Annotated in this window: 16 protein-coding genes; 11 read left to right on the top strand and 5 right to left on the bottom strand. The window is 49.7% G+C overall.

The window, feature by feature from the left end; translation table 11 throughout:
- Positions 1-29 precede the first annotated feature (29 nt).
- The 3 genes from GS501_RS02100 to GS501_RS02090 form a co-directional block, all read right to left on the bottom strand.
- On the bottom strand, positions 30-992 hold the full coding sequence (locus tag GS501_RS02100) for a YihY/virulence factor BrkB family protein (protein WP_160830658.1): 963 nt from the start codon (positions 990-992) through the stop codon (positions 30-32).
- 503 nt (positions 993-1495) lie between these two features.
- Positions 1496-2239 carry an aspartyl/asparaginyl beta-hydroxylase domain-containing protein gene (locus tag GS501_RS02095; RefSeq protein WP_370517907.1) on the bottom strand — a complete coding sequence of 248 codons (744 nt, stop codon included), beginning with the start codon at positions 2237-2239 and terminating at the stop codon, positions 1496-1498.
- Positions 2240-2404: 165 nt separating this feature from the next.
- Positions 2405-4243, bottom strand: a complete 1839-nt coding sequence (locus GS501_RS02090; protein WP_160830211.1) for an ABC transporter ATP-binding protein — start codon at positions 4241-4243, stop codon at positions 2405-2407.
- 177 nt (positions 4244-4420) lie between these two features.
- On the opposite strand from GS501_RS02090, the gene nth reads away from it, so the two are divergent.
- The gene (nth, locus tag GS501_RS02085) at positions 4421-5092 is read left to right on the top strand and encodes an endonuclease III (protein WP_160830657.1); all 672 of its coding nucleotides are present in this window, start codon (positions 4421-4423) and stop codon (positions 5090-5092) included.
- Positions 5093-5105: 13 nt separating this feature from the next.
- On the opposite strand, the gene GS501_RS02080 is transcribed toward nth, so the two are convergent.
- On the bottom strand, positions 5106-7244 hold the full coding sequence (locus tag GS501_RS02080) for a ComEC/Rec2 family competence protein (RefSeq protein ID WP_160830210.1): 2139 nt from the start codon (positions 7242-7244) through the stop codon (positions 5106-5108).
- 183 nt (positions 7245-7427) lie between these two features.
- Between GS501_RS02080 and gltX the strand changes: the two genes are divergently transcribed.
- From gltX to GS501_RS02035, 9 genes are all read left to right on the top strand, one after another.
- Entirely contained in the window at positions 7428-8831 is a 1404-nt protein-coding gene (gene gltX, locus GS501_RS02075; protein ID WP_160830209.1) for a glutamate--tRNA ligase, read from the top strand.
- Complete coding sequence (locus GS501_RS02070; protein WP_160830208.1) at positions 8828-9766, top strand: aspartate carbamoyltransferase catalytic subunit; 939 nt, start codon at positions 8828-8830, stop codon at positions 9764-9766. The genes gltX and GS501_RS02070 overlap by 4 nt, the downstream gene beginning before the upstream one ends.
- Complete coding sequence (locus GS501_RS02065) at positions 9763-11049, top strand: dihydroorotase family protein (RefSeq protein ID WP_160830207.1); 1287 nt, start codon at positions 9763-9765, stop codon at positions 11047-11049. Before GS501_RS02070 ends, GS501_RS02065 begins: the two co-directional genes overlap by 4 nt.
- Positions 11049-11696, top strand: coding sequence for a glycerol-3-phosphate 1-O-acyltransferase PlsY (gene plsY, locus GS501_RS02060; RefSeq protein WP_160830206.1), 648 nt, complete (start codon positions 11049-11051; stop codon positions 11694-11696). The genes GS501_RS02065 and plsY overlap by 1 nt, the downstream gene beginning before the upstream one ends.
- Before the next feature lie 30 nt (positions 11697-11726).
- Complete coding sequence (dprA, locus tag GS501_RS02055; RefSeq protein ID WP_160830205.1) at positions 11727-12980, top strand: DNA-processing protein DprA; 1254 nt, start codon at positions 11727-11729, stop codon at positions 12978-12980.
- A 20-nt stretch (positions 12981-13000) separates the two neighbouring features.
- Positions 13001-15616 (top strand): type I DNA topoisomerase, encoded by a 2616-nt coding sequence (gene topA / locus GS501_RS02050; protein ID WP_160830204.1) that lies wholly within the window; start codon positions 13001-13003, stop codon positions 15614-15616.
- Between the two features lie 220 nt (positions 15617-15836).
- Positions 15837-17555, top strand: a complete 1719-nt coding sequence (locus GS501_RS02045; protein WP_160830203.1) for a S41 family peptidase — start codon at positions 15837-15839, stop codon at positions 17553-17555.
- 6 nt (positions 17556-17561) lie between these two features.
- Positions 17562-17930 (top strand): DUF1491 family protein, encoded by a 369-nt coding sequence (locus GS501_RS02040; protein WP_160830202.1) that lies wholly within the window; start codon positions 17562-17564, stop codon positions 17928-17930.
- 82 nt (positions 17931-18012) lie between these two features.
- A complete protein-coding gene (locus GS501_RS02035) occupies positions 18013-19164 on the top strand; it encodes an OmpA family protein (RefSeq protein ID WP_160830201.1) in 1152 nt (383 codons plus the stop codon).
- 88 nt (positions 19165-19252) lie between these two features.
- On the opposite strand, the gene GS501_RS02030 is transcribed toward GS501_RS02035, so the two are convergent.
- Entirely contained in the window at positions 19253-19885 is a 633-nt protein-coding gene (locus GS501_RS02030) for a hypothetical protein (RefSeq protein WP_202405267.1), read from the bottom strand.
- Positions 19886-20041: 156 nt separating this feature from the next.
- On the opposite strand from GS501_RS02030, the gene GS501_RS02025 reads away from it, so the two are divergent.
- On the top strand, positions 20042-20581 hold the full coding sequence (locus GS501_RS02025; RefSeq protein WP_160830200.1) for a hypothetical protein: 540 nt from the start codon (positions 20042-20044) through the stop codon (positions 20579-20581).
- Positions 20582-20615: the final 34 nt, after the last annotated feature.

The raw sequence follows: 20615 nt of genomic DNA, 5'->3' as shown, positions 1-20615 counted from the left end.
CATATTCATGGCACTCTTCTTCGTTGCCTTTAATGCGCTTCCACTCCTGAAGATTGTTCCACAGTCACACGATGCGCCTCTGCATGGCTTAATTTCCGCCGTGCATTTTCTTCAAGTTCAGCATTAATCACCGCTCCAAATAACACCACATAAGCACTGACAAAAAGCCACATCATAATGGCAGCTACGGCACCTAGCGGTCCATATGTCGCACTATAACTTGCAAAATGTGACACATACCAAGAGAAGCCCAGCGATGCGATGACCCACAAAACTGTCGCAACGCCTGCTCCTGGCACGATAAGACGCCATAGCGTCCAGTCACGACAAGGAGCGATACGGTATAAAAGCGTCACCGCAACAAAAACAAATAACAACATGAGAGAAGGAGCAAGCCAATGAACCATCATTGGCGTTCCTTTATCGACGAGAAAATGCAGAGAAGGTGGGATTTTATCCAGATCAATCCCAAAACGTCCTAAATACTTTGGCAAATAATCAACAATAGCCGGAGCCGCTACCATAAGAGCTAATGTCAAACATGCTCCTATAATTCCTAAAAATGTCGTTCCAAATGCAAGACATTGGAAACGCAGAAAACCTCTATTTTCTTCTGTATGATAAGCAATATTAAGAGCTGAGAGAATAGAACGACTACTCGCCGTCGCCGACCATAAGGTAATCGCTAAAGAAAATACCAGGCCAAGCGTTAATGATGAATGCGGCTGCTGAACTAGTGTATGAATACGATCTACAATTAGCGAATAGGCCGATGCAGGAATCAAGTTACGAATTAAATGTAGCTGCGACTCAGCCGTATGAATATCAAACACAAGTCCGTAAACTGAAATGAGCGCCGTAACGGCTGGGAAAAGTGACAACGTTGCGTAAAAAGCGCACCCCGCTGCACAAAGAGACGTCTGACTTGCTCCAGTATTACGGAGAATCTGACGCAGAACAGGCCACCACCCCTTAGACGGAGATGAGCTCATCGTCTCTGACTCATTCGAAGCTGGCACGCAACATCCTCTCTTTATCTTTGTAATGACTCACACTGATGAACAACCTACCGCGCCTAAAGCGCTCTCGTAACGATCGTCAACCGAATAAAAACGTTAGAATGACGCCTGAACGATAACTCTGATACGCCTCAAACACATTAGAAACCTGTGATATACCACTTCCGCAAACAAACGTTTACCGGATTCGATATTTAGTGGGGATAATTACACAATATACTTTCATCACGAAAGAATTTAGATTTCGTTTCTTTGATATCTGTAACAAAAAAACAATACCACACCCTCACTTCAGATAAATCACTCTTTATTATTTTAAATATTTGATAGAGACGTCGTCTGGCGCCGTATATTTCGTAAACAGCCTACTTGTGACCACATAATCTACTCTCTGCCGCACGATAACCCTATACGCAGGCTGTTAGGGATAAGCACCAAGGAGAAGCCCTAGCAAGCTCCTCCTAACTCTGAATAATCTAAGCTTTTTCCAGTAGTGCTTGCAGCTGATTCCAACGCTGAATATTTTTCTTCGCATCTTGGACAAAAGCTGAACGTTTTATGCCGCCGAGAAAGAGTTTCTGTACCAAACGCCCAAACCCTCGCGTTGGACGCTCAACCTGAATAAATAAAATAGCACGTATTTCGTCCGTATTATTTTGAACTGTATGATTGTACGTATCATCAAATATAAACACTTTCCCTTCTTGCCAGTGAAGGGTGTAATTTGACACCTTAATCCAACAATTCTTGCCATCTTTCGGAATACTGAGTCCCAGATGACAATTAAGCATTCCCTTGGTAACACCATTATGGGGGGGGATTTCTCCACCAGGCTCAAGAATAGAGAATAAAGCCGAACACAACCCTGGTATTCCGGCAACAAGCTGGGCCGTAACAGGAGCCTTCGCACAATTCTCAGGCACTTTAATGCCATAACCATAGAGAAAGAATGATTTCCAGCTATTATCTGGAGCAATACGCTTATGATCTGGGGACAGTTCCCTCAAAGGCGGTACCCCACCCTGTTCGGCGATAACGCCCTGAAACTCTTTGATAATAAGCGGAGCCGCTTTCTCAAGCGCTTCAACCCACGGAAAAATACTGTTCTCTAACAAAGGGGCATTGGAAACACATGAGCCACTCGCAATCGCTTTATTGAACCATGGCCTTAGTTTCTTACCAATTCTCACTATTAGAGGACGCTTCTTATTCTCAGTCACCTACTCAATCTCCCTCAAAACGTCATCCAAGCAGCACCTATAGAGGAATCTCATTGCTGCCCGTTTGGCTGCTTATATCATCATACAGTTGAGCTAAGCAGCGCTAAAATGACGTTGCATTTAGATACCGCTGAGCAATCTAACCAAAATGTTTTAAATTTTTATCTATTTTTCAAGTGATTGAAGATGAACAAGATGCTGATAGATTCCATCTTCTCTTTTCATCAATGTGTCATGAGTGCCATCTTCTACAATGACACCGTTCTGGAAAACTAAAATGCGGTCTAGCTCTCGAACCGTTGATAAACGATGCGCAATCACCAGCACAGTACGATGATCCATCAAACGACTCATCGCTTCCTGAACGAGAGCTTCCGATTCTGAATCTAAACTCGCTGTCGCTTCGTCAAAAATCACAATCGGCGCTTTTGTTAGAAAAGCTCGTGCAATCGCCACACGTTGACGCTCTCCTCCTGAGAGTTTAACCCCTCGCTCACCAACCATCGTGGCGTAGCCTTCTGGCAAACGATCAATAAACACACTCGCATTCGCCAATTGCGCAGCTTCAACAATCTCTGCATGACTCGCATCTGGGCGGCCATACGAAATATTCTCCGCTAAACTTCGGTGGAAAAGCACAGGCTCTTGGGGCACTAACGCGATCTGACGACGCAAACTCTCTTGCGTGACCGCAGCGATATTTTGCCCATCTATCAGGATGGCTCCTTCATTCACATCATAAAAACGCTGTAACAGTCGTGTTAACGTCGTTTTTCCAGAACCACTTGCACCGACAAAAGCAACACGTGTTCCTGTTTTGATATGTAATGAGAGCCCTTGATAAATCGGCTTTTTTTGTGATGGGTAGCGGAAAAATACATCCTTTACCTCAATATCACTTCCCCTCTCAGACACCTGCAAAGTAGCCGCACCTGGGGCATCCTTCACCCCCGGCTCCATTTGAAACAGGGCAACCAATTCCTCCATTTCATTGACGGAACGCTGTACTTGACTCACCTGCTGGCCCAGGTCACGGAGATATCCCTGAATCAAAAACATCATTGTTAACACATACGCAACATCACCTGGCCCCGCTTCTCCCTTCCACCATAGGAAGACAGCAAGCCCGATCATAATCACGCGCATCAGCAATGTATAAGAAGCCTGCAAATTCGCGCTATTGGTTCCCCTAAACCAACTCCAATACGTGCGTCGGCTCCATAACCAAGACAGGCGTTCCAATCGCCTTTCTTCACGGCGCTCTGCACCAAAAGCTTTCACAACACTGTTGCACGTCACAGCATCAGCCAGAGCAGCCCCTATTTTCGTATCCCATTGATTCGCCACCCGCGCACTCGGCGCTACGTAACGCAGCGCAAGCCGAATAGACAAAAAAGCAAATAAAATGACAGCAAACCCAAGAACACATCCCATCAATGGTGAACGCACCATCAAAACGATTGTCGTCCCAAACAAGACCAAAACTTCTGGAGCAATAAGCAACAGCAATGTATCGTCCAGAGAATCAAGCGCCCACATGCCACGCGTCAGACGCCTTACTGTAGAACCCGCAAAGTTACTTGCGTGCCAATCCGCTGAAAAACGCTGCACACGTGCAAAAGCATCGCCTAGAATACGCCGCATGATCGCAAGGCTTAGGCGGCTAATGCCCAGATAGGAAAAACGCCGCCCCATGACGCTTACCAAACCAAGTACCAGCAATCCGCTTACCATCAAAAGAGCATCATGCAGCAAGGCAATACGTGATGCACTCTCCGCCCGCAAAGGCGAAGAGATATCCGAAACAAGACGCCCAGCGAGAAGAGGCGTGCAAATATCAGCCAACGTCGCCAGAGCCACACCACCCAACGTACGGCTCAAAAGACCAGGATGTTCCAGCCAACGCCGAACAACAAAACGCACGACACCAACGAATGATACAGTGGATATCCCTTTTTGGTCTTTATTCTTTCCGCTCGTCGCCGTTTCTTGATTGTCAGGCATAGATCCACCGAACTCCCTGGTTGCTGCGCATGCGCCTCTTACGCTGTACTCCCCATCATGATATCAGGGAGGCTTTGCCTATTGATGGCTAAAAATCTGTATAATTGTGAAGGTTCTTCCCTTCCGATACAATATCCTAACGGAGTTCCTCCTGTGGTATCCACTCCTACAAAGGCGATGAGTTTACGCGCTGTCAAAGAATTCATAACAATTCTTTCTCACGAATATCCCCATGCCGAGAGTGAACTCGTTTTTCGTAATTCTTTTGAATTACTTGTTGCTGTCGTGCTGTCTGCTCAAGCAACCGATAAATCCGTCAACAAAGCAACCCAAGGTCTCTTCGCCGAAGCTCCGACACCTGAATTAATGGTCGCGTTAGGAGAAGAAGGTATTGCACGCCATATCCGCACGATCGGCCTATGGCGTGCTAAAGCTCATAATGTTGCGAAATTATGCCAACAATTACTGAAGCATCACCACGGGCACATCCCCTCTAATCGCAAAGACTTAGAAGCACTCCCAGGCGTCGGAAGAAAAACCGCCAACGTCGTTCTCAACGTAGCTTTTGATCAAGATACAATGGCTGTAGACACACATATCTTCCGCATTAGCAATCGCACAGGCCTCGCCCCAGGCAAGAATGTTCGCGAAGTTGAGGATGCTCTTGTCACGCGCATCCCTAAAGCGATGCTCCGCCCTTCTCATCATTGGCTTATTCTTCTGGGACGCTACACATGCAAAGCCCGCACACCGGAATGCTGGAGATGCGCCGTCACGGCTCAATGCCTCTATGAAGACAAGCAGCTAACGCCTCCTCTTCCGAAAACCAAACAGCGCACACATTCTTAAACCAACGTCCCTCCTATTCTTCCTTCGCCATAGGGAGATTAATGACATCCACATAGCCCATATGAGGGACCCACAGACGCGCCCCGCGTGCAGTCTGATCCGATATAAGAGAAAAATGACCGTCATATTGTCCGTAAACGGCCCATGCCCCTTCTTTCCGGGCCATCGCACCATTCAAATGCTGCGCTGTCTGACATAATGCACGACGGTCTTCCCGACTCACGACCAACATGACATCCCGACAAAGAGACTCATCGCCACGCATGATTTTCTCGTCATGAGCTCCCCAATCAATCAAAACTGTCTGCCGAGAGAGCGATAGACGACATAGTCCTGTTGGGCATATCTCTGACAACATATGCGCTTTTATTCCCATATCTTGTTGCCAGGCATTCCGAATAAATACGTCGGCTTTTGGCGCTCCAATAAACCAATTCCCCTCTATATGCAGGGCTATGGCTTGAGCATCAGGTGCTAACAAAAGAACGGGACGCGGCACAATCCAAGCGACCCCAACACCAACGGACAGGATCACCCCTCCCATCCACCGTCCTTTCCCTTGCCATAAACACACCATCGTTAAACCAACCATAACGAGGAATACTCCCCATCCTGGCCATGATGGTACAGCACAACTCGCCCATGGTGCATGAGCCATCATCCGTGCTGTTAGCCTAATGACTTTAATCCCCCAACTCATGGCCCACAAAGCTGCTGTATCAAGCCCAAAGGGACTCAATATGAGGGACAGTAACCCCATGGGCATAACCCACATCCCTGTGATGGGCACAGCAACAAGATTCGCCACCACAAACCACGGTTGAAAAGCACCAAAATGCGCCATGCTAATCGGTAACGTTGCCATTCCAGCGAGAAGAGATGTGAGCCCTAACATCAAAAAAGGAACACCCCATCGCTCCCATACCAATGATTTTTGTCTGAGTTTCTCCAGATAGGGGCATAAAAAATCATATCCCACGATCAATACCAACACCGCGGCAAACGACATTTGAAAAGAGACATCTAATATGACAGCAGGACACCAAAGCTCCATGCCAAGCGCCACCAACGCTAAGGCTCGCAACGACAAAACACGCCGCCCAAACAACAAAGCGAGCACACCATAACTCGCCATCCCTAAAGCACGCAGCCCGGGAAGATGCTCTCCCGTTAACCAAATATAGATCCCACCACAAAGGAGTGACCCGATAACAGCAATCTCACGGCACGACCAAAAGAGACTGGCCTTCTCAGAAAAAGCTAACCCACGCCTTAATACAAAATAACAGGCCCCCATCACGAAGCCCAAATGCAGCCCGGCCACCGCAAGTAAATGTGCTAATCCCGACGCAGAAAAATCACGCCGTGTTTGCGAGGAAAGCGCTCCTGTTTCTCCGCATAACAACGTGGCAGCAATAGCGCCATTTTGACCTGGAAGTTCTCTTAAAATACGGGCAGCTAATACCTCACGCCAATGTCCCCAGAACACGCCCTGCCCAAGGGTGATGACCTGAAAAAACGATAGCGCCATACCGCTACCCGCCAAGCCATTGAACCAATCTTCACGCTGTAAATCTCGTCCATAAGGCCAACTCGGCATAGAAGGCTGACGCAATAGAGCGCGTAATCGAATGGCTTCACCACTTATGGGAAGTGTTTTCTCCCCTTTTTTCAAGGTAATACGGATCACTCGCTTTAAGGGGAGCGCCTCCACCCCTTCTACCGATTCCAATCGCACATGCCGCAATACGACACGGTAACGGGGGTCTTTATCTTCCACATATTCTCGTGGTGGCAACCGTTCCACGTGCTGAATCTGGCCTTCCACCCACACTGCTTGCTGAGGAAGCCTCATGATGGGCGGCTGCCTCTGCGCCTGGACGGCCACATCCAAGAACCCCACGGAAACACTTACAAGGGCAATACCCAAGGCACGCGCTGTCAACGCGTAAGGGAAGCGAGGCCTTGCCAAGACACAGACCACAACGCCACCGAATGCCATGATGGCGACCACACATTTAAAAAGAAAAGATGGTTCAGATAAAAGCGCGAAATAAGCGGCGATCCCAGCCCCCATAGCGACAGGAACCCAACAAAAAAGCCGGCGCCCTTGCCGAAACAAAGACTGTTCTATCCATCGCCCCCAGAACATCCTGTCCACTTTCGTATGATAACCGCAACAATCTCTCTGGAATACTCAAAAAGAAAGCGCCGTAATTCTCCCTATAAATAAGGAATATACTTTGCTTTAAAATTAATGACCGCTGAAAGGTACGCTAACAGACTTTTTCAAGGTGATAGCCGCCTGCGTTGGAGCATGATATAAGGTGTTTTCATGAAGATCCGTACCCGTTTTGCCCCTTCGCCGACAGGTTTGCTCCATATCGGGAATGCCCGTGCAGCCCTGTTTAATTACCTCTATGCACGCCATCATGGCGGTGAGTTTGTCCTCCGTATTGAGGATACCGACCGCGAGCGCTCAACGCAGCATGCTGTTGATGTTATCTTCGATGGCCTCAAATGGATGGGGCTCGACTGGGACGGAGAACCTGTTTTCCAATCAACGAGACAAGCACGCCACGCAGAAGTCGTGCAGCAATTGCTCGAAAAAGGTCAGGCTTATCGTTGCTACAGCACACCAGAGGAACTCGCCGCAATGCGCGAAAAGGCGCGCGCAGAGAAACGCCCTCCACGATATGACGGCACATGGCGTGATCGCGACCCATCGGAAGCTCCCGAAGGTGCTCCTTTTGCTATTCGTCTAAAAGCCCCGCAAGAAGGGGAAACCATCATTCATGACCACGTCCAAGGTGATGTACGTGTCGCCAATAGCGAAATGGATGACCTCATCCTTCTACGCTCCGATGGAACACCTACCTATCTTCTCGCTGTTGTCGTTGATGATCACGACATGGAAATCACCCATGTCATGCGCGGCGATGATCACCTGACCAATACATTTCGCCAAGCCATGATTTATCGTGCAATGGGGTGGGATTTACCCGAATTTGCTCACCTTCCCCTCATCCACGGCCCTGATGGCGCAAAACTTTCCAAACGACACGGTGCACAATCCGTCGTCGATTTCCGCGAAGCAGGCTTTTTGCCCGAAGCGCTCGATAATTATCTCCTCCGCCTTGGTTGGGGACATGGCGACGCCGAAGTATTGTCCCGGGAAGAGCAAATTAAGCTGTTTGACTTTGATGGAATCGGGCAATCCCCTTCCCGTATGGACTATGTCAAACTCACACATCTCAACGGTATTTGGATGCGTCAGGCTGATGATGAGCGCTTGACCAATGACGTTATGGAGCGTCTTGCAAAACATGATGATGTAGAACTCACTGAGACCGTACGCAAACGCATCCTAACCCTCATGCCTGGCCTCAAAGAGCGCGCGAAAACATTAATTGAATTAAGCGATAATGCAGCCTTTGCTGGTCTTCGCTTGCCTCTGAGTCTTACACCCAAAGCGGAAAAAATTCTCGATGAGAATGGCCGCACTGTATTACGCGGCATAAGCGAAAAGCTCGCGACTCTAGAGCCCTTTACCGCAGAAAATATTGACACTGCCCTACGCTCTTATGCTCAAGAACATGATCTGAAACTGGGAGCTGTTGCACAGCCACTGCGTGCTGCTATGACAGGAACAACCACCTCACCAGGGATCGACCTCACTCTCCTCGCTCTTGGCAAGGATGAGGTTCTCGCTCGTATTCGGAGTGTATTAGAATCATGAGTGTGCGCCGCCATAATGTTCATCTTCTTGGTATTGAGGGGATGCAACCCAATGACATTACGCCCTTCCTGGATCTCGCTGAAAGCTACGCTCTCCTCAGTCGCTCACGCAATGCTCCACGCGATATTCTTCAAGGCCGTACCGTCATTAACCTATTCTTTGAGAATAGCACCCGAACACGAACGAGTTTCGAGCTTGCTGGGAAGCGCTTGGGAGCTGACGTTGTCAATATGTCCGTCTCTACGAGCTCTGTCAGTAAAGGGGAGACCCTGCTTGATACAGCCGCTACGCTCAACGCCATGCATTGTGACCTCCTTGTTGTCCGTCATGACCAATCAGGAGCACCTTCTCTTCTCTCACAAAAAGTAGAAGCAAGCGTCGTAAATGCCGGCGATGGCATGCATGAACACCCAACCCAGGCTTTATTGGATGCTTTAACCATTCGGCGGCACTTCAATCGCCTTGATGGGCTAACAATCGCCATTTGTGGTGATGTCAGCCATAGCCGTGTTGCACGTTCTAATATTCACCTTCTTCGTGCTATGGGGAGCAAGATACGCCTGGTTGGCCCACCAACCCTTCTTCCGTCAGCCTTTGCCAAGATGGAAGGGGTCACCCTCTATCACGACATGGACAAAGCGCTCAAAGGTGTTGACGTCGCCATGTGCCTCCGTGTGCAACGCGAACGCATGGGGAGTGGGCTTGTGCCCAGCGCACGAGAATATTTTTCTCTTTTTGGGCTTGATCGCCGCCGCCTCTCCCTGGCCAAATCCCATGCTTTAGTGATGCATCCTGGTCCTATGAATCGTGGGATCGAAATTGCCTCGGATGTCGCCGATTCTCCACAAAGTGTCATTTCTGAACAGGTCGAAATGGGCGTTGCCGTACGTATGGCCGTACTCGACCGTCTTTCACGGATGCAGAGCCCCTCATGACAAGCCTTGTTTTTGAAAATGTCCGTCTCATTGACCCCGCTTCTGGTCGCGATACGCCAGGACGACTGGTTGTGCAAAACGGTAAAATCGCTGGGTATGACACGCATGAAGCCCCTAAAGGCGCTCAGATCATTGATGGTCAGGGCGCTGTATTGTGTCCCGGCCTTGTCGATATGCGTGTAAGCCTAGGAGAACCTGGGACAGAATATCGCGAAAATATCCACTCTGGGGCTCAGGCCGCTGTTGCTGGTGGCATTACCTCTCTTGCCGTTTTACCAGATACAGACCCTTCAATTGATACCCCTGCGTTGGTCCATTACATCACCAAACGTGGGGAAGAGACGAATATGGTCTCGCTTCATCCCTACGGAGCCCTAACCCGCCATTGCGCAGGGAAGGAAATGGCCGAGATTGGCTTGCTCAAACAAGCAGGAGCCGTTGCATTCTCCGATGGTGCACGCGCCATCAGTGACGCCAAACAAATGCGAAATCTACTCGCATATTCGCGGTTTCTTGATGCTCTGATTGTGCTCCACCCTGAGGAGCCCACTCTAGCACGCGGGGGATGCGCAACCGGGAGTGAGCTTGCCGTTCGCCTAGGTCTCCCTCAAATCCCGGCTGCAGCAGAAGCGATGATGGTTGCGCGTGACCTCAGACTCGCTGAAATGACAGGAGCACGTATCCACTTTGCCCATATCTCCACGGGTGAAGCACTTGATTTAATACGACAGGCCAAAGCAAAAAATATCCGTGTCACCTGTGATACGGCACCACCATATTTTTCCATGACAGAAGACGCTATTGGTGATTTCCGCACCTATGCGAAGCTCTCCCCTCCTTTGCGCGAGGAGCATGATCGTCAAGCCGTTCTCGCCGCTTTGGCTGATGGCACCATTGATGTGATCGCTTCTGATCATGTCCCAGCCGATGCTGATGATAAACGTCTCCCCTTCGCGCATGCGCGCGCTGGCGGAACGGGGCTAGCAACCTTGCTCGGTGTCACCTTAGAAGCCAATCTGCCTCTTATCGAAGCCTTGCGTCTCCTCACCTCCGCTCCAGCTCAATTACTTGGATTGGAAGCAGGAACCCTCGCAATCGGCAAAAAGGCGGACCTCTGCCTCTTTGACCCAGAGGCGAAATGGACCGTCACAGCTGGCTCCATGCCGGGACTCGCACAGAATACTCCTTTTGATGGTCGTGTTTTAAAAGGGAAAGTTCTCCGCACCTTCCACCGTGGACGTGAGGTTTACACAGCCCCGCACTTGTTAAAGGACGCTCATTAATGCCTTTCCTGCAATGGTCATTATTCCCCCCGAGCCTTCCTATCATCGCCTTAGCGGCCTATGGGCTCGGCAGCATCCCTTTTGGAATGCTTTTAACGGCCCTTGCAGGAGGTGGCGATATCCGTCGCATTGGTTCAGGCAATATTGGAGCAACCAATGTCCTGCGGACAGGGCGGAAAGGCCTTGCCGCAGCCACTTTGTTACTTGACGCTTTTAAGGGGTTCCTTGCTGTCTTATTAGCGGCGACCCTCTGCGTGCACCAAACTCAACTTGCAATGGCTGTTGCCGGTATGGCCGCCATTCTTGGACATTGCTTTCCAATCTGGCTTGGCTTCCGTGGCGGAAAAGGGGTTGCAACCGGCATTGGCACTTTTTGGGCCTTATGCTGGCCGGTTGGCCTTATCAGCACAATTTTATGGGTTTTTGGCGTAAAATTCAGCCGTATTTCTTCCGTAGGCGCTCTCCTGGCCTTCTTTGCAGCCCCGCTCCTCACGCCAGCTCTGAGTATGCAGCCTGTATCTTCTCCCATACCGCTGGCCGTAGATCTCATCACACTCCTTGTATGGTTCCGTCATTACGGAAATATCGTTCGCCTGTTTCAAGGAACAGAACCACGTATTGGTAAAACAACCCATCAGCAAGAATGATCTCATTAGCCTGTTCAGGTAGCCTCCTTTATGTCTACACGGTCGACCACTGCCCTCACCAACCAGCATGAACGTCTTTCCATGCTCCGCTTGGCCCGCACCAGCGGTATCGGCCCTGTAAATTTTGCACGTCTTTTGGGACTATACGGCACCGCATCCCGTGCTCTCGAGGCTCTTCCACATCGTTTTCAACGCAATGGGCGCACACCTCCCGATATCCCAACGCTCACTGAAATTGAGGACGAAATAGCGACATTGGCACAGCGCGGTGCCCGTCACCTCCTCCGTTCCGATCCAGAATACCCTCTTCTTCTCACACATATTCCTGATGCCCCACCTTTGCTTTTCGTACAGGGGAATACACAACGACTCTCCATCAATGGTGTAGGCATTGTGGGCGCACGCAATGCTTCATCAGCGGGGTTACGCCTTGCCGAGAGTATCGCGGCTGAACTTGCCGCCGGGGGAATCTGTATTGTTTCCGGTCTCGCCCGCGGTGTTGATACAGCAGCACATCGTGGTGCCCTCCACCCTGGACTGACTGTTGCCGCTCTCGCAGGCGGCCTTGATCATCCTTACCCCCCAGAAAACAAACGATTACAAGAAGAAATTGCCGAAAAGGGCTGCCTGATTACGGAAGCTCCACTCGGTTCCATCCCTCAAGCACGTCATTTCCCACGCCGTAATCGGCTCATTGCCGGAATCACACAAGGCTGCTTGGTCATTGAAGCGGCCCTCCATTCCGGTACGCTGATTACCGCATCCCTCGCCGAATCCTATCATCGCACTGTTTTTGCAACACCTGGCTCCCCCCTTGATCCTCGTTCTCGAGGAGGGAATCAGCTCATTCGACAAGGAAGCCTTCTTGTCGAAAATGGGATGGATGTGTTGACCTCTCTCCCACAACATTTACCCGTCCGGCAGCCAGCTCCTTGGGAGCAATCTCTTCACGACGAGACGCCACTTTTCGAGTCTCGACAATCGATCAACTCCACAACGTCGCGCCCCGCGCCGTCATCACACTCAACAAAATTTCCGGCGCCTAAAGATAAAACCGCAGCCTCATCTTTGCCTAAAAACACGCCTTCTGCGCCCCTTTCATCTCCTGAAGACATACAAAAAAAACTTCTTTCTCTCCTATCAATCACACCAACGCCAGTTGACGAGATTGTGTCACGCTGTCAGTTCTCCGTTTCAGCCGTTACAACAGCACTCAGTGAATTAGAGCTGGACGGTGTGGTGGAACGTCTACCAGGTGGGCGCGTGGCACGCCTCCCTGATTAGGTGAAGCAAAGGGACGGATAATGGCAGCAACACGTATTGTAGTGGTGGAAAGCCCGGCTAAAGCCAAAACCATTAACCGCTATCTTGGCAGTGATTACGCCGTTATCGCTTCATTCGGCCACGTACGTGACTTACCGCCAAAAGATGGCAGTGTTCGACCTGATGAGAATTTTGCCATGAGCTGGCAAACAGACGAACGCGGTTCAAAACAAATTGCAACAATTGCCAAAGCCCTTAAGGGTGCCAAACAACTTATTCTCGCAACTGACCCGGACCGCGAAGGAGAAGCAATCTCCTGGCATGTTCGAAGCGCTTTGGCAGAAAAAAACCTTCTCAAAAACATCGACGTCCAGCGCGTTACATTTAACGAAATCACCAAAAACGCCATCACCGCAGCGATGGCGGCTCCTCGGCCGCTCGATCAACCGCTTATTGATGCCTATCTTGCACGCCGAGCCCTTGATTATTTAGTTGGCTTTACGCTTTCACCCGTCTTATGGCGTAAACTCCCTGGGAGTCGTAGCGCCGGCCGTGTGCAATCCGTAGCCCTGCGCCTTATTTGCGAACGCGAAGCTGAAATTGAGGTCTTCAAACCTCGGGAATATTGGAGCATCGAAGGCGCCTTCACCACGCCTGAACAAGCCCTCTTCAAAGCACGCTTGACTCATTTTAACGGGAAAAAACTTGAGCAATTTGATCTGCCTGATGAGACACACGCTCTAGAAGCGCGTCAGGCCGTTGAAAACACTGCGTTCCACATTAAAAAGATTGAACGTAAACGCAGTAAACGAAACCCTGCACCTCCTTTTACAACATCCACTCTCCAGCAAGAGGCTTCGCGCAAACTGGGCATGAGTGCCCAAGTGACCATGCGTACTGCTCAACAACTCTATGAAGGTGTTGATCTTCACGGAGAAACCGTTGGTCTCATTACGTATATGCGTACTGATGGTGTCACAATGGCACGTGAAGCCATTGATATGATTCGTTCTCACATCCATGAAAGTTTTGGCGACCGCTATTGCCCAACATCCCCACGGGCCTATGCGACCAAAGCCAAGAATGCACAAGAAGCCCATGAGGCTGTTCGCCCAACTGATGTTCGGCGCACCCCTGACCAAGTCGCCCCAGCTTTATCACATGATCAGCGTCGACTGTACGAGCTCATCTGGAAACGGGCAGTTGCTTCACAAATGCAATCTGCTGAAATTGACCAGACAGCCGTTGTTCTTGCTGGACAAGATAATAAAACCATGTTGCGCGCAACGGGTTCCATCATCGCCTTTGATGGTTTCTTAAAGCTCTACATGGAAGGACGCGACGATAGCCAGACAGATGATGATCAAAATCGCCTTCTTCCTCCCATGAAAGAAGGCGACCCTCTCACAACCAAAGCCGTCACAGCGGACCAACATTTCACACAACCGCCGCCACGCTACTCTGAAGCCTCTCTTGTCAAGAAAATGGAAGAGATCGGCATCGGCCGCCCTTCCACCTATGCCTCTATTTTGGGGGTCTTACGTGACCGAAATTACGTTCGTCTGGATAGTCGCCGTTTCATTCCAGAGGATCGAGGTCGGCTCGTTACCGCTTTTCTAACATCCTTTTTTGAGCGCTATGTCGATACTGGTTTCACAGCGTCTCTAGAAGAACAACTCGATGACATCTCAGGCGGTCGAGCCGACTGGCACGACATTATGAAAGCCTTCTGGCACGATTTCTCTGCAACCGTTGATAAAACAAAAGATTTAAAAATTTCAGATGTCATTGATGCACTTGATCACGATCTCGGCAATCACTTCTTCCCACTTCATGAAGATGGGAGCGACCCTCGCCGCTGTCCCTCTTGTGAGACAGGTCGTTTAGGACTCCGCCTCGGGAAACATGGTGCTTTCCTTGGTTGCTCAAACTACCCAGAATGTCGCGTTACACGCCCCCTCACCATCAGTGAAGGTGAAGGCCCTTCTCTCGCAGAAGGGGTAAAGAGCCTGGGGCATGACCCAAAAACGGGAGAAGAAATTACCTTACGTCGTGGTCCCTATGGTCTCTATGTCCAAAAAGGCGAGCCCGACCCTGACAACAAAAAAATCAAACCGAAACGCGCCACGATACCCAAAAACCGCCCTAGCGATGACGTGAGTTTAGAAGAAGCCATTGGTTTGCTTTCTCTTCCTCGCTCGCTTGGAACACACCCTGACACGGGCGAAATGATTGAAGCTGGCTTAGGACGATTTGGGCCCTACGTTAAAATGGGAAGCATATATGGCACCCTTGGCAAGGATGAAGACGTCCTCACCATCGGTATGCCACAAGCCATTGAAGCGCTCGCCAAAAAGCTGGCCTCCATCCGCACGCTTGGGGTTCATCCTAAAGACCAAGAAACGATCATCGTCCGGAAAGGACGATTTGGCCCCTATGTGCAGCATGGCTCTACCGTGGCGACACTTCCCAAGGACCAGAAAATGGAAGATGTCACACTTGAGGAAGCCATCACCCTCCTAGAAGAAAAAGGGAAACCCCTCAAAGGGAAGACCAGTAAGACAACAAGAAGCAAAAAAACGCCCAAAAAAGAGAGCGCAACGAAAGAAAAACCCGCCCCAAAAGCAAAAAGCCGGAAAAAGAAGGAGGCTTCATAAAGACATAAAAGACACAGTCTTCTTCCCGATGTGCAATCAACCCTCTTTAGCAAAAGAACTGCTTATTGCTTTATGGAATCAGGAGGCAGTATCATCCGACCAAGGTAGGCCTTGACCTACTATTATAAAAAGGCAGAGTAGGAATCTCTCGATTTTGGGGAAGATCGTATTCTGCCGTGGTCGTGAGGGACTTTATACTCCCCACATCGGTCGCCCATTTATGTTGGTATCTTCGTTGCGCTCCTTTCGTCTCCACTTAAAGACGCCACAGCTTGTCAAATCAACGCTGCTAGCGCTCGTCCTCGTTGTCGGCCTCTCCGCAGCTCCGACCTACGCTGCTGCATCCATGTCCAAACTACCCGAAGGACTAGCGCCCACAACACCCAAACCACCTCCATCTCCGGGACACAAGACACCTCTCAACACCGCTGTAACACGCAATGTTTTAGCATCCGGTTTAAGCTTTATATTACCCCGCCTCTTAAACGAACACTCTCCTGAGGAACTCTCTTTGTGGGGACTAGGAGGCGTAATAGAAACAGACCCATCATTACATCTCATATATGGGAACTCTCCCTCCGCTCCACTATCAATCAAGACGGTTACCCTTCAACAAGGGAAATCAGTCCTGCTCACACGCCCTATTCCAACTGGGAATGATCTCTCTCACTGGGTCGATTTTATTCTCATGTTCATCCAGGTTAGCTGGAATGACAGTGACACCCTCCAGACGGAGGGAAGCAATCAACTCTTATCTCATTTTTTTGCTGGCCTTTTCCGTCATCTTGACCCTTATTCACGCTATCTTTCCCCTGATGATGTCGCCGCAGAAAAACATACCCAACGCGATGATACATGTGCAGTAGGCATTACCCTTAAACGCCATACAGAAGTGTCCTACCCATCCGTTAGTGATATCAACACATCAGGCTCTGCTTGGGCGCAAGGGGTTAGCGTTGGTCAAACAATTCTCGCCATTAATGGCCATAATACCCGGCATATTCCTCTCCACGTGCTACAACATTGGCTTTCTGGACCTCCTGGAAGCAAAATTGTTTTGACCATTCGCACAGCTAAAGGGCGTGTACGCACACTCGCTGTAAGCCGGATGCGCCTTCCTCAAGAAACAGTTTCTCTGTCTCATCAAGGGCCATACGCCGTTTTACATATCGCGCATTTTACACAACAAACTGCTGAAGAAATCAGTCAGTATCTTTCTTCTATGCTCCCAGACAGCCCACAAGAAGGTGATTCAACACCCTCATCAACCGGCAAATTACCTGGTCTTATCCTTGATCTCCGCGGCAATCACGGCGGCCTGCTACAACAAGCCGTTGTTACAGCCGCCCTATTTCTTGATCACGGTGTCGCTGTTACCACAGAAGGGCGTTACCCCTCAGCCAACCATATCTGGACAGTACAAGGCGGTGACCTAACAAATAACACGCCTATCATTGTTCTTGTCGATGAAGACACCGCAAGTTCTGCGGAAGTCCTTGCTGCCGCTTTGGCTGATCATCATCGTGCTGTGATTGTCGGAAGCTACACATTCGGTAAAGGATTTGTTCAAATCGCTGGTAAAATGCCTAATCAGGGGGAAATCGTCGTCACATGGGCGCGCAATATCGCCCCTCAAGGATGGCCTATTCAAGGGATAGGAGTTGCCCCTCAACTCTGCACAGCAACATCACACCCCTCAGTCAAAGCCCAATTAAGTGCACTCCGAGAAGGGAAATCCCTTGAGCACTCTCTTTTAGTTGAGACAAGAGCAAATCACCCCCCGCTTTCAAAGAATACTATTATGGAGCTACGAAATCATTGTCCGCCCCTTGCAGGAGGTAAAACGGACATGGAAGCAGCCGTCCAACTGCTTCGTTCTCCGGCGGCCTATCGGGCTGCCCTTAATAGTGTTCCTGAATCACTCTCTCCTGCCGAGTAACGTTCCATGTCTCTCTCACTAAAAAGTGGTTTTTGGATTCGAGCTCTCTTACGTCGATTTGATCAAAATGGTGATTCGGCAATGATCGTCCATAAAGGAAATGATGATGCTGGAAGTATTTTCATCATACTCCGGGATCGCTCAAACAACATGGTCGTCTTACAAGAATATGGTTCGTCTTGGCGCCGACACCATTTTGATACTAATGACGACGAGACACGTCCTATTGAAGAGCAAGTTGATACATATTTGCAACGCCAGAAAAAATATGATCCTGATTTGTGGATCATTGAGCTCGGTGTTCGGGACATTTCGCGCCCACTCGAATATTCTTTGGGCTCTCGTAAGGAAATCGATAAAATGCCTCTTACTTGATGGAATATTTTTCTGAGACGCATTGCGCTTACGTCTCATTTCAGCAAGAAGGGGAGCGTATGTTTGGTTGGAGAGTAGTCACATGATACAACGCACCACGGTCATGGCCCTACTGGCTTATAGCGGATTGGCCGCGGGCATGTCGGTGCTGACCTTTGGTTTAGCTCACGCTCAGCCTGTTCGGGGGCTTTACGTCTCTGGTGCGGGAGGAGCAAGCTTTAATCAGACTCAGACAGTCAATCCGCATGTCCGGCTTTTCCCTCGTGGACGAGATGAATTTGATGCGGGTATTACAGGACTTGGCAGCATCGGCTGGGGGCTCAATAATGGTTTCCGTGTCGAGGTAGAAGGCAATTATCGTCGTAATCGTTATTCCGGTTTTCATGGCGCTAATTTTCCAACCACGACAAGTGGCCACCAACAGCAATATGGGGTCATGACCAATGCCCTGTTTGATATGGATATAGGCCAGAACTGGATTTATCCATATTTTGGTGCCGGTATCGGTTACGGCTGGCAGTCTATGAATACACGACTGAGCTCAACTAGTGGTAATTATACACAGCATGTTCATGGGACTTCCGGGGGATTCGCCTATCAGGGGATTTTTGGTCTTTCTATCCCCGTTCCCTGGGTTGTTGGCCTCTCTACAACGATGGAATATCGCTTCTACACCATCACAGGACGCCATCGCCATAATGCCACCGCTGTAGGCGATTTGGCTATGGCTAACGGTGGAACCGGTGATTATGTTTCCGGCCGTCGTGGAACCCGTACCGACTTTAACCACTCCCTTATGCTAGGGTTACGCTACGAATTTAACCCCGCTCCACCGCCAATGCCTTCTGTCGCCCCTGTCGTTGCAGCCCCTGCACCGACCCCGGTCCGGACCTATCTTGTATTCTTTGATTGGGATTCCAGCGAGTTGACATCAACGGCGCGGAGTATCGTTGCTACAGCAGCACGTAATTCGACCTCAGCTCAGTTCACCCGTATTCAAGTGAATGGCCACACAGATTCTTCAGCTGCTGGCGGTTCTTCCCAACGTGGAAAAGAATATAATCTCGCTTTGTCACTTAAACGCGCCAATGCTGTCCGGGCAGAGTTAATCCGAGATGGGATTGCTGCGGGGCTGATCTCAGTCAAAGGCTATGGAGATAGTGAGCCTTTAGTGGCAAGAGGGCCAAACTCACGTGAGCCTCAGAATCGTCGTGTTGAAATTGACCTTCGATAACTGAAGTTCTGTTTTTTAATTAATACGGCATCTATCAATAAGGCCGGGGATTTCCCCGGCCTTATTTTTTACCATAATCTATATCTGCTTATTTGTGACGGCTCTTCGCTACTACGTGACGACGCACACGAGCACTTCTACGCACTGTTTTCTTACCAGAAGACACTGCCTTCTTACCGGTTGTCGCCGTTTGAGCTGTAGGTGCCGCTGCCTTCGGTGCACTCACACCCACGGCCTTGACTGTTACCTTCACTGTTAGCTGACGCCGAGGACGATCATGCGCTGGAATGAGTTCAACACCGAACTGATCTTGCCCTTCATAAGCACTCACCGGCGTATAGCTAATATATGTATGCCCATCGTAGTTATACAAAAAAGCTTTCCCATGCTCTGGCGGTGGATTTACACCAAAAGAAGCATAGCTACCGCCCCCATCTTTCTTAATGGCAACAGCACAATGTCCCTCACCGCTGCCAACCGTCATCTCTACGCTCATGTGACCATCAGCTGATGTTTGCAGGGGAGCAACTTCACAAAGAGATGAGGTCTTTTCATACCCAAAAGGATTAGGCACGGCACTCGCCGATTGCTGTGCCGGTTGATTCTGGACACAGCCAGCAAGAGATAGGAGAGCTACACCAGCCACCCCAACGCTTAAAACAGAACTTCGCAAATGCACGTTCAATTCCACTCCACAGAAAAGCGGGAAAGGCCTTTCCATGCCTCTCTCCCTATCACCAACCAAAGTATTCAAGTGGGGGAGGATAAGCGCTCTTGTCTAGAAAGAGAATGTCAGGAAACGAATTTTCTTTTATTGCCAATGCCTTCTTTTAAAAAATCATGGTATAGGCAGGTTCCCTGTCAGCGGAGTTTGCCTATGTCTATTCTGTCTCGATTTCTTTCGTTCCGTCATCTATGCACCGCTTTTGCATTGACGAGCTCAATCTTAGCAGCACCCTTGGCTCAAGCTGCCTCATGTCGTTCTTCCAGCGAAGTCCATAATGCTTTCGCTATTGAAGGGCTTAAATCCGAGCTTATGGTGACGGCTCTCTCTTGCCAAGCACAGGGCCGTTATAACGATTTTATTGGTCGTTTCCGCCCCGTATTAACAACCGCGGAAAAGCGCCTTGATACATATTTTCGCAGCAGTTACGGCCGCCAAGCTCAAAAACAACATGATGAATACATTACCCAGTTAGCAGACGTGCAATCATTGGGAGGATTAAAATCCGGCACGATCTTCTGTGATCAACGTATGCCCATGTTTGATGAGATTAATGCCCTCGATACAGGGGATGACCTAGCGCATTACGCTGAGGCTAAAGATATTTCTCAACCAGCTTCTTATGAAAGCTGTGCGGCACCACGGTCCTCTTCTTCTCATAGTCGGACTCGGACACGTCGGCATCATCGTTAGTCCTTATCCCTCTCATTCACGACGTAAGGTTGCC

Source organism: Saccharibacter sp. 17.LH.SD (assembly GCF_009834805.1).
Classification (GTDB): domain Bacteria; phylum Pseudomonadota; class Alphaproteobacteria; order Acetobacterales; family Acetobacteraceae; genus Saccharibacter.
Note: the sequence above shows the minus strand (reverse complement) of the source record. Positions and strands in the feature narration are given on the sequence as shown.